The organism is Saccharopolyspora cebuensis, from assembly GCF_039542665.1.
Classification (GTDB): domain Bacteria; phylum Actinomycetota; class Actinomycetes; order Mycobacteriales; family Pseudonocardiaceae; genus Saccharopolyspora; species Saccharopolyspora cebuensis.
The window spans coordinates 250,024-263,405 of record NZ_BAABII010000003.1 but is presented as its reverse complement, the minus strand read 5'-3'; the positions used below and the strand labels follow the sequence as shown (position 1 = coordinate 263,405).

14 protein-coding genes are annotated in these 13,382 nt (G+C 72.7%); 5 read left to right on the top strand and 9 right to left on the bottom strand.

Going from position 1 to position 13,382, the window contains the following annotated elements; genetic code table 11:
• The first annotated feature begins 32 nt into the window (after positions 1-32).
• Positions 33-905, top strand: a complete 873-nt coding sequence (locus ABD976_RS04080) for a 1,4-dihydroxy-2-naphthoate polyprenyltransferase (protein WP_345357309.1) — start codon at positions 33-35, stop codon at positions 903-905.
• Positions 906-930: 25 nt separating this feature from the next.
• Here the strand turns inward: ABD976_RS04080 and ABD976_RS04075 are convergent, their stop codons facing one another.
• Entirely contained in the window at positions 931-1,767 is an 837-nt protein-coding gene (locus tag ABD976_RS04075) for a DUF6597 domain-containing transcriptional factor (protein WP_345357306.1), read from the bottom strand.
• A gap of 84 nt (positions 1,768-1,851) precedes the next feature.
• On the opposite strand from ABD976_RS04075, the gene ABD976_RS04070 reads away from it, so the two are divergent.
• Together ABD976_RS04070 and ABD976_RS04065 are read left to right on the top strand one after the other, a co-directional pair.
• On the top strand, positions 1,852-2,289 hold the full coding sequence (locus ABD976_RS04070; RefSeq protein ID WP_345357303.1) for a DUF3224 domain-containing protein: 438 nt from the start codon (positions 1,852-1,854) through the stop codon (positions 2,287-2,289).
• Between the two features lie 124 nt (positions 2,290-2,413).
• Positions 2,414-3,760 (top strand): zinc-binding dehydrogenase, encoded by a 1,347-nt coding sequence (locus ABD976_RS04065; protein ID WP_345357300.1) that lies wholly within the window; start codon positions 2,414-2,416, stop codon positions 3,758-3,760.
• An 82-nt stretch (positions 3,761-3,842) separates the two neighbouring features.
• Here the strand turns inward: ABD976_RS04065 and ABD976_RS04060 are convergent, their stop codons facing one another.
• The 3 genes from ABD976_RS04060 to ABD976_RS04050 are packed head-to-tail and all read right to left on the bottom strand — an operon-like array spanning position 3,843 to position 5,832.
• On the bottom strand, positions 3,843-4,397 hold the full coding sequence (locus ABD976_RS04060) for a DUF3558 family protein (protein WP_345357297.1): 555 nt from the start codon (positions 4,395-4,397) through the stop codon (positions 3,843-3,845).
• A 26-nt stretch (positions 4,398-4,423) separates the two neighbouring features.
• Complete coding sequence (cds1, locus tag ABD976_RS04055) at positions 4,424-5,521, bottom strand: L-cysteine desulfhydrase Cds1 (RefSeq protein WP_345357294.1); 1,098 nt, start codon at positions 5,519-5,521, stop codon at positions 4,424-4,426.
• Positions 5,518-5,832, bottom strand: coding sequence for a DUF4229 domain-containing protein (locus tag ABD976_RS04050; protein WP_345357291.1), 315 nt, complete (start codon positions 5,830-5,832; stop codon positions 5,518-5,520). The genes cds1 and ABD976_RS04050 overlap by 4 nt, the downstream gene beginning before the upstream one ends.
• Positions 5,833-6,016: 184 nt before the next feature.
• On the opposite strand from ABD976_RS04050, the gene ABD976_RS04045 reads away from it, so the two are divergent.
• Both ABD976_RS04045 and ABD976_RS04040 read left to right on the top strand, forming a co-directional pair.
• Positions 6,017-6,241 (top strand): BldC family transcriptional regulator, encoded by a 225-nt coding sequence (locus ABD976_RS04045; protein WP_345357288.1) that lies wholly within the window; start codon positions 6,017-6,019, stop codon positions 6,239-6,241.
• 266 nt (positions 6,242-6,507) lie between these two features.
• On the top strand, positions 6,508-6,687 hold the full coding sequence (locus ABD976_RS04040) for a hypothetical protein (protein WP_345358694.1): 180 nt from the start codon (positions 6,508-6,510) through the stop codon (positions 6,685-6,687).
• Between the two features lie 33 nt (positions 6,688-6,720).
• On the opposite strand, the gene ABD976_RS04035 is transcribed toward ABD976_RS04040, so the two are convergent.
• The 5 genes from ABD976_RS04035 to ABD976_RS04015 all read right to left on the bottom strand — a co-directional run bounded on the left by ABD976_RS04035 (position 6,721) and on the right by ABD976_RS04015 (position 13,380).
• Positions 6,721-8,256, bottom strand: coding sequence for an AAA family ATPase (locus ABD976_RS04035; RefSeq protein WP_345357285.1), 1,536 nt, complete (start codon positions 8,254-8,256; stop codon positions 6,721-6,723).
• Between the two features lie 224 nt (positions 8,257-8,480).
• Positions 8,481-9,482 (bottom strand): c-type cytochrome biogenesis protein CcsB, encoded by a 1,002-nt coding sequence (gene ccsB, locus ABD976_RS04030; RefSeq protein ID WP_345357282.1) that lies wholly within the window; start codon positions 9,480-9,482, stop codon positions 8,481-8,483.
• Complete coding sequence (gene resB / locus ABD976_RS04025) at positions 9,482-11,104, bottom strand: cytochrome c biogenesis protein ResB (RefSeq protein WP_345357279.1); 1,623 nt, start codon at positions 11,102-11,104, stop codon at positions 9,482-9,484. The genes ccsB and resB overlap by 1 nt, the downstream gene beginning before the upstream one ends.
• Positions 11,104-11,886, bottom strand: coding sequence for a cytochrome c biogenesis CcdA family protein (locus tag ABD976_RS04020; protein ID WP_345357276.1), 783 nt, complete (start codon positions 11,884-11,886; stop codon positions 11,104-11,106). Before ABD976_RS04020 ends, resB begins: the two co-directional genes overlap by 1 nt.
• Positions 11,887-12,783: 897 nt before the next feature.
• Positions 12,784-13,380, bottom strand: a complete 597-nt coding sequence (locus ABD976_RS04015; protein ID WP_345357273.1) for a TlpA disulfide reductase family protein — start codon at positions 13,378-13,380, stop codon at positions 12,784-12,786.
• Between the last annotated feature and the right edge of the window lie 2 nt (positions 13,381-13,382).

Here is a 13,382-nt window from a genome sequence, read left to right as displayed (position 1 = left end):
GCCGGGTGAGGGCGGTGCGCGAAGATGCACCCATGGCGACTGTCTCGCAGTGGATCGAAGGCGCCCGGCTCCGGACCTTCCCGAACGCGATCGCGCCGGTGCTGGTCGGTGGCGGAGCCGCGATCGGGATCGACGGGTTCGACCCGCTCCTCGCGGTGCTGGCGCTGGTCGTGGCGATGCTGCTGATCATCGGGGTGAACTTCGCCAACGACTACTCCGACGGCGTCCGGGGCACCGACGACGACCGGGTCGGCCCGTTCCGGCTGACCGGTTCGGGGGCGGCGCGCCCGGCGGCGGTGCGCGCGGCGGCGTGGACGTGCTTCGGCCTGGCCGCCGTGGCGGGCCTGGCCGTGGTGGTGCTCAGCGGGCACTGGTGGATGCTGGCCGTCGGCGCCCTGTGCATCGCGGGCGGCTGGTTCTACACCGGGGGCCGCAAGCCGTACGGCTACGCCGGGCTGGGCGAGATCGCGGTGTTCGTCTTCTTCGGGCTGGTCGCGGTGCTCGGCACGGTGTACGTCCAGGCGGACACCATCACCGGGTTCTCGATCGGCGCGGCGGTCGCGATCGGCTCGATCTCCAGCGCCGTGCTGGTCGCCAACAACCTGCGGGACATCCCGTCGGACCGGGTCAGCGGCAAGCGGACGTTGGCCGTGCTGCTCGGCGACCGCGACACCCGGACCCTCTACGTCGCGCTGGCGCTGATCCCGTTCCTGATCACCGTGCTGATCGGGGTGCGCAACTCCTGGGCGCTGCTGGGCTTCCTGGCCCTGCCGCTGCTCATCGTGCCGCTGCGCGCGGTGCTCGGCGGCGCGCAGGGGCGCAAGCTGATCCCCGCGGTGCGCGACACCGGCTTCGCGATGCTGGCGTGGGCGGCCATCACGGCCGTGGCGCTGGCCATCGGCTGATCGACCGGGCCCGTCGGCTGGTCGATCACCGGGCCGCGGTGCGCCGGTAGGTGGCCGGTGGGGTGCCGACGACCTGCGTGAACACCCGGATCAGGTGCGCCTGGTCGGCGAAGCCGAGCTCGTCGGCCAACGCCGCCCAGTCCACGGGCGCACCGGCCAGGGGCGCACCGGCCAGGGGCGCACCGGCGGCGGGAGCACCGGCGCGGCCGAGCGCGTCGAGGATCCGGAAGCGCCGGATCACCCACTTCGGCCCGATCCCAACGTACTCGGCGAACAGCCGCTGCAACCGGCGCAACCCCATCCCGGCCCGCTCGGCGAGCTGATCGGCGCGGACCAGCGAGGGGTCGCGCTCAGCGGTGCGGACCAGCTCCGAGACCCGCGCCGCGACCGGATCGGGCCGCGGTCGGCACGCGCGGAGGTACTCCTCGACCGCCGCCACCATGCGCCGGGTGCTCCCGGTCGCCAGCACCCGCGCCGCGACCTCCCGGTCGTCCACCCCGAGCACCTCCGCACCGGGGCGGTACCGCCCGGCGACGTCCGCCACCGCGCGGTGCAGCACGGGCCGGAACCCCGCCGGGTGGAAGGCCACCCCGAGGACGTGCCCGGCACCGCGCAGCTCCCGGTGGAAGGGCTCGCGGGTGACACCGTGGACGAGCACCCGGCCGTCCTCCACCGCGAGGTGCACCCTGGGCTGGGGCACGACCTGCTGCCGGTGCACGCCCTCGACCCGCCAGCGGACCACCCAGTGGTAGTCCACGAACTCGGCCAGATCCGCCGCCGGAGCCAGGCGTTCGACGTCGAAGGCCCGCCGACCCGGCTCCGGGAACACGATCGCCTGCGGACAACCCTGCGGAGCGCGCACCGCGCCAGGGTAGGAGTCCGCCCCGACACGAGCGGGTCGCGTTTCTCCAATACCCCGCGCGGCGTGCGGACCTACCGTCCGCGCATGAGTTTCGCGAAGAAGGCCACCGGCCGGTTCTCGGTCACCTCCTGGACCGAGCAGGTCGTCACCGACATCGACGGCGAGGGGCAGGAACGCGGCGGCGTCCGCTATCCCACCCGGGGCATCACCCGCGCCGAGGTGTCCTACACCTACTCCGGCGCCATCGAGGGCACCAGCACCCTCACGTACCTGATCACCTACCGGCCGGGCGGTGCTCCGGTCCTCGGGTTCGAGCACTTCGAGGGGTCGATCGACGGGCGCACCGGGAGCTGCGTCCTCCGGCACACCGGCACCCAGGACGAGACCGGCGTGTTCGAGCACGTCGAGGTGGTTCCCGGGCTGGGTACCGGGGAGCTGGCCGAGTTGCGCGGCGAGGCCGACCTGGCGGTCGTCGGCCACTCCGAGGACGGCTACGAACTGGTGCTGTCCTACCAGGGGTAGGCGCCAGGACGAGTCTTCCGAGCGCTGCCCGGACGCGATGCGGTCGCGCGCCTTGACTTCGAGCATGGTCGATGTTTCACGGTGAGTCCGCAGTGGCGACGACGACACCGCGGAGGTGTGGCGAATGCGGGCGATCCAGGCGCAGGAGTTCGGTGGGCCGGAAGTGCTGAAGCCGGTCGAGCTGGCTCCACCGGAGCCGGCGGCCGGGACGGCGGTGGTCGCGGTCCACGCTGCCGACGTGCTCGGCCTCGACGTCGCCATCCGCCGCGGTGCGGCCGCCGAGCTGTTCGGGGTCGTCCCCCCGTACGTGCCCGGCGACGGCGTCGCGGGCACGGTGGTGGCCGCCGGGGACGGCGTCGACCGGCGGTGGATCGGGCGCCGCGTCGTCTCGACGACGGGTGCGCGCGGCGCGTGCGCCGAACGGGTCGCCGTCCCCGCCGAGGACCTCGTCGCGGTGCCCGACGGCCTCGACCTCACCGCGGCCGCCGCGCTGGTCCACGACGGGCGCACGGCGCTCGCCCTCATCGAGGCCGCCGCGGTCCGGCCCGGGGAGCGGGTGCTCGTCGTGCCGGCCGGTAGCGGCCTCGGCCTGGTCCTGGTGCAGCTCGCCCGCCTCGCCGGTGGCACCGTCATCGCGGCAGCGCGGGGCGCCGAGCAGCTCGCGGCGGCGACCGCGGCCGGGGCCACCCGGGTCGTCGACGCCGCGAGCAGCGACTGGACGGACCAGCTCGGTGGACCCGTGGACGTGGTCCTCGACGGGGTCGGCGGGGCCACCGGGCGCGCCGCGTTCGAGGCCGTCGCCAGCGGTGGGCGCCACCTCGGCTACAGCGGCGAGCCCGGCCCGGACCCCGACGAGGCCCGGCGGCGTGGCGTGACCCCGTTCGGCACCGAGGTCGTCCACCTCGGGAGCAGCGGAGCGACTCGCGGGCTCACCGAACGGGTCCTCGACGAGGCCGCGGCCGGCCGGATCCGACCGGTCATCGGCCCGGTCTTCCCCCTCGAAGGGGCGGCCGAAGCCCATGCGGCCTTCGAACGCGGTGGTCTCGTGGGCCGGGCGCTCATCGCGGTCGAGGCCACGGCGGGCTTGATCGGGCTGGTGGAGCGGTTCGGCCAGGGGTTCGCCGCTGCCGACGCCGAGCTCCTCACCGGGTTGTGGGCAGCCGACGAGGACGACCTCGTCCACGTCGCCGGGGAACGCGCCCACCCGCTGCGGACCCGCGCCGAGATCGCGCGCTACTACCGGGAGGCGCTCGGCCCCGTCAGCAGCGTGGACACCGCGGAGGTCACCGATCTGTCGGTCGAGGCCGCGGGAGACCGCGGACGCGCCTTCTTCCGGTTCCGCTTCGCGGGGCGAGAAGCCCCCGGCGACGAGCGTTTCGACGTGGACGTCCGGATCACGGCCATCGCCCGGCGACGCGACGACCGGTGGGGGCTGGTCCACTACCACGAGTCCTCGCCCGGGCCCGTCTGAGCACCGCTCGCACCACGCTCAGCGACCTTCCCGCTGGGAGGGGCGCGGAACTGCCCGGGTAGCGCCCGCGTCCAGCCCGGGGTCAGCGCACCAGCGCGGCCAGGACGTACTGGGCGACGGACTGGGCGGTCTCGCAGTGCGTCGTCCCCGCCTCCCGCGCGGTGACCGCGACCTGCAACGTCGCCCCCCGGACCGGTGCGAGGACCGTGCAGTCGTTGACGTGCAGGGTCTGCGTCCCGGGCACCGCACCGAGGTCCACCTCCTCGCGGCCGAGCCCGGCGTAGCCCGCCGGCTGCGCGGCGACCAGCACCGAGCGGGGGCTGCCGCCGTGGTCGAACTGGCAGCCGCGCGCCACCGGTTCGGCACCGAGCTGGCGGGGGTGCCCGGCCTGCACCGGGAACGCCAGCTCCGCGAGCTCGTCCGGGGACACCAGCGAGCACAGGTCCGCGACGGCGGCGAGCTCGCGGCGCTGGTCCGGGGGCACCTCACGGCTGATCGGCGGGGTCACGGACTCGGCCGCGGACTCCTCGGTGGTCGTCTGCGCGCTGGGCGGCACCGGGGCGGTCTCCTCGCCCGAGGTGCACCCGGTCGCCGCGACCGCCACCGCCGCCAACCACAGCCATCCCTGGCGCCGCACGCCGAACCTCCCCGAGCCGTCCGCGCTCAGCATGCCTGGAACTCACCGGTGGCGTGGAAGCGGTCCACCACGGCGTGCGCGGGCGCCAGGTCGAGGCCCTGCGCCGCCACCCAGTCGTCGTCGTAGTAGGTGTTCGCGTACCGCTCGCCGCCATCGCAGAGCAGGGTGACGATGCTGCCCCGGTGCCCTTCCCGGAGCATCTCGGCGATCAGCGCGAACACGCCCCACAGGTTCGTGCCGGTGGAGCCGCCGACCCGGCGGCCGAGCACGTGCTCGACGTAGCGCGAGGTGGCGATCGAGGCGGCGTCCGGCACCTTGATCATGCGGTCGATCGACTCGCCGACGAACGACGGCTCGACCCGCGGCCTGCCGATCCCCTCGATCATCGAACCCCGGTCCCCGGTGCGGGCGGGATCGCCGTCCCGCCACGCCTCGAAGAACACCGAGTGCTCCGGGTCGACCACCGCCAGCGACGTCCGGTGCATCCGGTAGCGCAGGTAGCGGCCGATGGTGGCGCTGGTGCCGCCGGTCCCGGCGCCGACCACGATCCACCGGGGCTCGGCGTGGCGCTCCCGCGCGAGCTGCTGGAAGATCGACTCGGCGATGTTGTTGTTGCCCCGCCAGTCGGTCGCCCGCTCGGCGTGGGTGAACTGGTCCATGAAGTGGCCGCCGAGCTCGGCGGCCAGCCGCCGGGATTCGGCGTAGATCGCGCTCGGCTCGTCGACGAAGTGGCAACGCCCGCCGTGCCACTCGATCAGGGAGACCTTCTCGCGGCTCGTCGAGCGCGGCATCACGGCGATGAACGGCAGCCCGAGCATCCGCGCGAAATAGGCCTCGGACACCGCCGTCGAACCCGACGACGCCTCGATCACCGGAGTGTTCTCCGTCACCCAGCCGTTGCAGATCGCGTACAGGAACAGCGATCGGGCCAAGCGGTGCTTGAGAGAACCGGTCGGATGGGTTGACTCGTCCTTGAGGTAGAGGTCGATCTCCCACTCGGCGGGCAGCGGGTAGGTCAGCAGGTGCGTGTCGGCGCTGCGGTTGGCGTCGGCCTCGATCTTGCGGACGGCCTCGCTGGTCCAGCCCCTGGTGCGGTCGCAGGAGCGGTCGAGGATCCGCGTCACGACTCGTCCGCGTCCCGGTCCCCGCGGAGCTGGGCGCGCAGCTCGTCGCGGCGGGCCCGTCGCTCGGCGGCGCGTTCGGCCATCCCGGACGCGACGCGGCGGCGCAGCGTGCCGAACACCAGCATCGACAGCGGCATCACCAGCACCACGGCGACGGCGGCGGCGACCAGCAGCGGCACGCCGAACAGCATCAGCGCCGCGATCGCGACCGCGAGCATGCCGAACCTGGCCAGCGTGTACAGCACGACGTCGGTGACGAGACTGGAGCTCCGGGTCCGCTCCGGGGATTCGGCCTCCTGCTGTTCCAGCACGTCATCCAGGGTAGAGCAAGCGGGGCCGCGACCCGGCCGGGGGCGCGGGCGGACCGTGCCGCCTCGCCGCTTTCGTCCCTTACCTTCCCTTTACCTAAACCCAAATGTTCGAGTACCTGACCATCGAACTGCCAGGATGCGACCGGAATGCCCGATTGAATCCGCAGCACTCAGGAGGTCAGCCGTGACCGCGACGACCCAGCAGTCCCGCCAGCACGGCCAGGAGCAGCTCCTCACCCCCGGTGAGGTCGCCGCGCTGTTCCGGGTCGATCCGAAGACCGTCACCCGGTGGGCCACCGCCGGGCGCATCGGCTCCATCCGGACGCCGGGCGGGCACCGCCGGTTCCGCGAGTCGGAGGTCCGGACGCTGCTCGCCGAGCTGACCAACGACGTCGGCCGACCGGCCTGACCGGACTCCAGGGCGCGACCGATCGCCGCGACGGCCCCCCGCCGCCGGGCCCCCACGCTCCCGGCGGAACGCCTCGACGATCGGCGAGAACCCCGAACGACGCCCCGGCGGTCGGCCGACGGCACGCCGACGACCGCTGATCCAGGTGGCGCCTCGTAGCGCAGCGAGGCGCCACCTGGGTTCGTCACACCAACCGCCACCTCGGGGCGACGACAACCGCGGCCACCACCGGCTAACCTCGGGTGGAGAGACTGGAGGTGGCCGCGATGATCTACGTCCTGGCAGCGATCGGCGCGCTCACGGTAGCCGTGCTGATGTGGAAGGCCTTCGGCCCCGAGATGGGGTTCCGCCGACGCGGGCAGGCCCCGATCGCGCCGGACGACGACCCGGACTTCCTGCGCCGGATCGACGAGGAGCAGCGCAGGCAGCGCCACGACGAGGAGTGACCTCCGGCGCCGCCTGCTCAGGAACCGCCCTGCTCAGGACTGGCGCTTGCGCCCGAGCGCGTGCGGGAAGTCGTCGGCCACGATCGCGGCGAGCTCCAGCAGCGCCAGGCGCGTCGGGGCGGCCAGCTGGTCCAGCTCGACCTCCGCGCCTTCCTCCAGGTGCGGGTCGAACGGGATCTTCGACACCGCGCGGCAGCGCGACGCGAAGTGCGCGGCGAGCTTGTCGACGTCGACCTTGCCCGCCGTCGGCCGCGCCGAGTTGATCACCGCGACGGAGCGCGACACCAGTTCGCCGTAGCCGTGCGCGTCCAGCCAGTCCAGCGTGGCCGAGGCGCTGCGCGCCCCGTCGATCGAGCTGGACGACACGATGACCAGCGAGTCGGCCTCGTCCAGCACGCCCTTCATCGCCGAGTGCATCAGCCCGGTGCCGCAGTCGGTGAGCACCACGTTGTAGAAGTGCTCCAGCAGCGTCACGGTGCGCCGGTAGTCGTCCTCGCTGAACGCCTCGGACACCGCCGGGTCCTGCTCGCTGGCGAGGATCTCCAGCCGGCTCGGGCCCTGCGAGGTGTAGGACCGCACGTCGCTGTACTTGGTGATCCGGTGGGCGTCGCGCAGCAGGTGCCGCACGGTGGCCGTGGTCTCCAGCGGGATCTTCTGGCTGAGCGTGCCGCGGTCCGGGTTGGCGTCGACGGCGATCACCCGGTCACCGCGCAGCGACGAGAACGTCGAGCCGAGCGTGGTGGTGGTCGTCGTCTTGCCGACCCCGCCCTTGAGGCTGAGCATCGCGATCTTGTAGCAACCCTGCAGCGGCTGGTTGATCCGCGCGATCAACTGGCGTCGCCGCAGGTCGGCCGGGCTCTCGCCGAGGTTGACCGTCTTCCCGCTGGCCACGTAGAGGGCCTTGCGCCACCCGGATTGGGGAGGCCGTTTGGTCTGCTTGAGCAGCTGGGAGGACGAGAGGTCCTGGCCGAATGGCTGATCCGGGGCGGGGCCGGACGGAGCACCCTGGCCATATGGACCGAACTGCTGCTGACCGCCTTGCTGGAACTGCTGCCCCTGCTGCCCCGGGTACGGCTGGCCGCCCGGAACCGGGTACGGACCCGACGGCCCGCCCTGCACCGGGTAGGGACCCGACTGGCCGCCCGGAACCGGGTAAGGACCCGACGGCCCGCCCTGCACCGGGTACGGCCCGGACTGACCGGCCTGCGGGTGCGGCCCGGACGGGCCTCCGGAGACCGGGTGCGGACCGGACTGCGCGCCCGGGACCTGGTGCGGACCCGACGCGGCCGCCTGCTGCGGGCCGGACGGGGTCGCCTCGTAGTAGCCCGGCGGGAACTGCTGCTGCGCAGGCGCGCCACCGGGGTACCGGGCGGCGTCGCCCGGGTACGCCTCCGGCGGGAACGCGGGCGGCTGGTCCGGATCCACGTACGACGGCGTGGGGTGCTCGGCGAGCGGGTTCGGAGCCGCCGGCCTGGTCTCCGGTTCGGTGTAGGGCCCTTGCTGCTGCGCGGCGCCGTCGGCACCGCTCGCCTGCCGCTGCGTCTCAGGCTCTTCGTACCGTCCGGTCACCGTCGCCGTCCCTCCAACGTTCGAGTCGAGCCCTGCCGGACCGAATCGCGATCTCCCCGTCTCCGCACAGCACGGTAGTCCCAGATGCACGGGGTCGTCACCGGGGGTGGCCGCGTCTACCAGGTCACGATCCGCACTCCCCGCCAGGGGTGTGCACGGGTCGCGACCCGAACGCGGGCGGCGGCGCGGCGGCCCCGGCCGGGAAGCCGACACCGCCCACCCGATCACAGACCGGCGTAGGAGTGCAGCCCCGACACGACGATGTTGATGAAGAACAGGTTGAAGATCATCACGGCCAGGCCGAGGATGTTGATCCACGCGGCCCGCACCCCGCGCCAGCCCGCGGTCGCCCGCGCGTGCAGGTAGGCGGCGTAGACGACCCACGCGATGAAGGAGGTGGTCTCCTTGGGGTCCCAGCCCCAGAACCGGCCCCACGCGGCCTCGGCCCAGATCGCGCCGGCGACGATCGCGAACGTCCACACCGGGAAGATCACCACGGTGGTCCGGTAGGCGAGGCGGTCGAGGGTCTGGCTGCTCGGCAGCCGGGAGGCGAACGCCGCCATCTTCGTCTCGTCGCGCTCGTAGCGGACCCGCACCAGGTACAGGAGGCTGGCGACACCGGAGAACAGCAGCACGCCGCTGGCCACGATCGCGGCCGAGACGTGGATCACGATCCAGTAGGACTGCAGGGCGGGCTGCAGCGGCGCGGCCTGCGCGTAGAGCACGGTGCCGGACAGGAACAGCAGCAGGATCACCGGCAGCATGAGGAAACCGCCGAGCGAGCGGAGCTGCGCCGGGGTCGCTTCGCGACGCGCCTTGCGCATCTGCTGGTACAGCACGACGACCCAGGCGATCACGGCGGCGAGGCAGATCGCCGAACCGAACTCGTACATGTTGCCCCACGGGGCCCGCCCGGTGGCCACGCCGCGCAGCACCAGCGACGCGAGGTGGACCAGCCCGCCGAGCACGGTCATGGCCACGGCCATGCCGCCCCAGCGTTCGGACATCGGCCGCTTCGGCTCGGTCTTGATGTGCCCGACCTCGGGGGTCTCGTCCGGACCGGAGCCCGAGCCCACCATCGCGGGTTCGCGCTGCGCGGCCGTCTTCGCGACGGCCCGGCTGGAGGCGAATTCGGCGAAGTACAGCAGCATGGCGAACGCGTAGATGACCACGGAGGTCGCGTACGCCATGTCGCTGTAGGTCGACAGGGTCTCGTTAACCGGCATCAGCTCTTCCTTCCGCGAGCGGGGCCTGTGACCGCACCCGGTGTCGGCTTCTGCTCGCCCACCATCGCGAGCAGGTCCGCGGCGAGAACGGTGAACTCTTCGCCGTAACCGGCGTGATCGGTGCGGGCCAGCCCGCCGACTTCGACCAACGTACGCGTGCTCCCGGCATCGTCCGGATCCGGCCGCGGCACCGCCCGCACCCAGACGCGGCGCCGCTTGATCATCAGGGAGGTCCCGATACCGAAGATCATCGCGATCGCGAAGCCCAGCACGAACGGCTGGAACGGATCGTGCGAGACCTGCAGGTTGACCCAGCGCTCGACGCCGTCGAAGCGGACCGTGGTGCCGTCGTCGAGGCGGATCTCCTCGCCGACGCTCAGGTTCTCCCGCGCCACCCGGTTGAGCCGACCCTGCTCCACCATCTTCTGGTCCACGCCGAAGATGGACTGGCCGCGACCGGAGTCGAGACCGAGGTCACCGCGCAGCACGTCGACGGCCACGGCCGGGTCGACCAGGTCGGGGAACCGCGAGCTCAGGATCGCGCCGTCATAGGCCGCGGTCGGCGCGAACAACCCGGTCACGGCGATCTGGTTCTCGCGGCGCTGCACCGGGTCCTCGATGCCGGGCGGGTCGAACTTCGTCGCGCCCTGCGACAGCATCGTGGCGAGGTCGTTCGGCTGCCACTGGACCTCACCGGTCCGCTGCTGCCCGTCCGGCCACGTCACCGTGAACTGCGGCGCGTAGCCGTTGCCGGTCAGGTACACCCGGTCGCCCGCGGTGCGCAGCGGGTGGTTGACCTGCAGGTCGTGGGAACGCCAGGTGCCGTTCTCCAGGTCCTCTCCGGACTGGTACTGGAGGTCGACGTGGTAGTTCTCCACCTGTCCGGTGTTGAGGTAGTCCACCTTGAGGTCGTTGACCCGCACGCAGAACGGCGTCAGATCGGTCCCGTCCCGGGTCAGGCCCGGGTTGAAGGAGTCGTAGTTGTAGGTGCCCGAATTGCAGAACTCGGAGCCGTCGGCCATCACGATGACCTGGCCCTCGTAGCCGTAGAGCTTGCCGCCAGCGACGCCGATGAGCAGCCCGACCAGTGCGAAGTGGAACACCAGGTTGCCCGCCTCGCGCAGGTAACCGCGCTCGGCGGAGATCGACTTGGTGCCGTCGGCCTCCTCCTGCTCGACCTTGCGCCAGCCGCGCAGCCGCTTGCGGGCCGCCGTCATCACCTCGTCCACCGAGGTGTCCACAGTGGTGTCCTCGTAGTGCGGCATCCGGCTGAGGTTGCGCGGGGTGCGCACCGGCCTGCCGCGCAACTGCCGGTAGTACTCCAGGCAGCGCGGCAGCAGGCAGCCGATCAGCGAGATGAACAGCAGGACGTAGATGGAGGCGAACCAGACCGAGCTGAAGACCTCGAAGACGCCGAGCTTCTCCAGGATGGGCGCCAGCGTCGGGTGCTGCCGGTAGTAGTCCTCCACCCCGGTCGGGCTCAGCGACCGCTGCGGGATGAGCGCGCCCGGCAGCGAGGCCAGCGCGAGCAGGAACAGCAGCACCAGCGCGGTGCGCATCGATGTCAGGCCGCGCCAGGTGTTGCGCAGGAACGCCAGCGCGCTTCTCAGGAAATCAGGCATCAGATCGGCAACTCAAACCCGGCGATCGGACCTCTCAGCACCGCGATCAGCTCTCCCCACAGACCGGTGACGAGCAGCAAGCCCACCACAATCAGCAGCACCCCGCCGAAGATCTGGATCGCGCGGGCCCGGCGCCGCAGCCACCCCGTGCTGCGCACCGCCCAGCGCGCACCCAGGGCGAGCAGCACGAAGGGCAGTCCCAGCCCCGCGCAGTAGGCGATCACCAGCAGGACGCCGCGCAGCACCGTGCTCGAACCGGGCTCGGTGCCGACGGCCACCGCCGTCACCCCGACGAGGGTCGGGCTCAGGCAGGGCGTCCAGCCGAGCCCGAACACGGCGCCCAGCACCGGCGCGCCCCACAGACCCGCCCGCGGCGCGCGGTGGATGCGCACGTCGCGTTGCAGCGCCGGGACCAGTCCGATGAAGACCAGTCCCATCGCCACCGTGACGACCCCACCGACCCGTTGCAGGATGATCTCGTTGGCCGCCAGCACATCGGACAGGCCCAGCAGGAGCAGCATCCCGGCGGCGAACACCGCACTGAACCCCGCCACGAACAGCATCGCCGCACCGGCGACCCGCCACCGGCCGCGACGCGCCTGCTTGGCCTCCTCCTCGTCCACCGGCGGCGATTCGGCGCCGACCACCCCGGCCAGGTAGGCCAGGTATCCGGGGACGAGCGGGACGACGCACGGAGACGCGAAGCTGATCGCCCCGGCGAGCACGGCGATGGCGGCCGCGAACAGCAGCGGGCCGGACATGGCGAGCTCGGTGGGGTTCACACGTCGAGGGTAGGAAAGTCAGGAGCACCGACGTGCACCGGCCCTGGTAACGGCGACCACATCCGCGCTGGTGAACGCCAGGTTCGCACCGGACGGCCACCTCGCCAGGGCCATAGGTCCCGAAAATCAGGTCCCTGTGGACGACCGGACTTTTCGCCCCGTTCGCCCGTTCCCGGTGCGCACCACCGGCGCACGCCGCCGGACGCGAAGGTCGGCACCTCCGCGCCGCGCCCACCCGCCGCATCGACCGCGCCCCGGTGCGCGACCCACGCGGCGAGCACGCATCCGAGCCGCCCACCGGTGCGCGGCGGCTGCCCCGAACGGTCCGCCCACCGACGCGACCGCCCCGCCCGAGCAAGGCGAACACGGGAACCTTCCTGCCAGCGCCGCCAAGCGGGGAACCTTCCTGCCACCAGAGCGGGGGCACCTTCCTGCCACCAGTGCCAGGAGGGGAACCTTCCTCCCACCAGCCGCCCGCCGGGGAACCTTCCTCCCACCAGCGCCAGGAGGGGAACCTTCCTCCCACCAGCCGCCCGCCGGGGAACCTTCCTCCCACCAGCGCCAGGAGGGGAACCTTCCTCCCACCAGTGCCAACGGGGGAACCTTCCTGTCACGGAGGCGCGACGGCCGCTCGCGCGCGGGTCCAGGCGAGCGCGCGTCCGCGCCGCTGCCGGTGGTTCCCGCCGAGGACTTCCGGGGGGACGATCCTGCCGCCCGGAAATCGCCTCGCCCTGGTCGCGCGGGTGGCGGGCGGGGCCGCGCGAGCTGCGGCAGCTTCGCGCTCGGCGCCTCCGGGCGGTGCGCCCCGGCGGGATCACCGGCGCAGGCGCACGGCGGGCGGGACGTCGCGCACACCCGTCCCGGCCCGGAGGTCCGGGCCGGGACGGAGCGTGCGGATCAGGCCGTCGGCGTGGGTTCGGCGGCGACCTTCTGGACCTCGGGGAGCAATTCGCTCTCCAGCAGCTCGGTCAGGAAGATGGCCGCGACGCGGTGCTGGCGGTCCAGCACGATCGTGGCGGGCACCGTGCTGCGCGGGAACTGCTTGAGCGCGAGGAGGCTCCGCCCGGACGGGTCGAACAGCGACGGGTAGGTCAGCCCCCGGTCGCGGTGGAAGTCCGCGGCGGCGGACCGGCTGTCCCGGACGTTGATGCCGAGCAGCTGGACGCCCTGATCAGCGGTCTTGTCCTGCACCGCCTGGAGGTCGTCGGCCTCCGCGCGGCACGGCCCGCACCAGGAGCCCCAGATGTTGAGCACCACGACCTCGCCCTTGAAGTCGTTGAGCGAGATCTGCTTGCCCTCCTGGAGCAGCGACTCCCCGGACAGGCCGGTGACCTTGCCGCGCTCCTCCGGCTCGTAGAACAGCCGCGTCTGGCCGCCCGGCGAGACGAAGGTGAACTCGCCGCCCGGGGGTTCGCTCCCGCCGGCCCCGGCGCAACCGCCGACGAGCGCCAGCACCGCGACGGCCATCCCGATGCGCGTGAGCAGCTTCTTCATGC

Bases quoted from the DNA above. Each gene is read 5' to 3' on its own strand.
- ABD976_RS04040 (WP_345358694.1), top strand. From the start codon at position 6,508: ATGATCTACGTCCTGGCAGCGATCGGCGCGCTCACGGTAGCCGTGCTG.
- ABD976_RS04070 (WP_345357303.1), top strand. From the start codon at position 1,852: ATGAGTTTCGCGAAGAAGGCCACCGGCCGGTTCTCGGTCACCTCCTGG.
- ABD976_RS04065 (WP_345357300.1), top strand. From the start codon at position 2,414: ATGCGGGCGATCCAGGCGCAGGAGTTCGGTGGGCCGGAAGTGCTGAAG.
- ccsB (WP_345357282.1), bottom strand. From the start codon at position 9,482: ATGCCGGTTAACGAGACCCTGTCGACCTACAGCGACATGGCGTACGCG.
- ABD976_RS04015 (WP_345357273.1), bottom strand. From the start codon at position 13,380: ATGAAGAAGCTGCTCACGCGCATCGGGATGGCCGTCGCGGTGCTGGCG.
- ABD976_RS04080 (WP_345357309.1), top strand. From the start codon at position 33: ATGGCGACTGTCTCGCAGTGGATCGAAGGCGCCCGGCTCCGGACCTTC.
- resB (WP_345357279.1), bottom strand. From the start codon at position 11,104: ATGCCTGATTTCCTGAGAAGCGCGCTGGCGTTCCTGCGCAACACCTGG.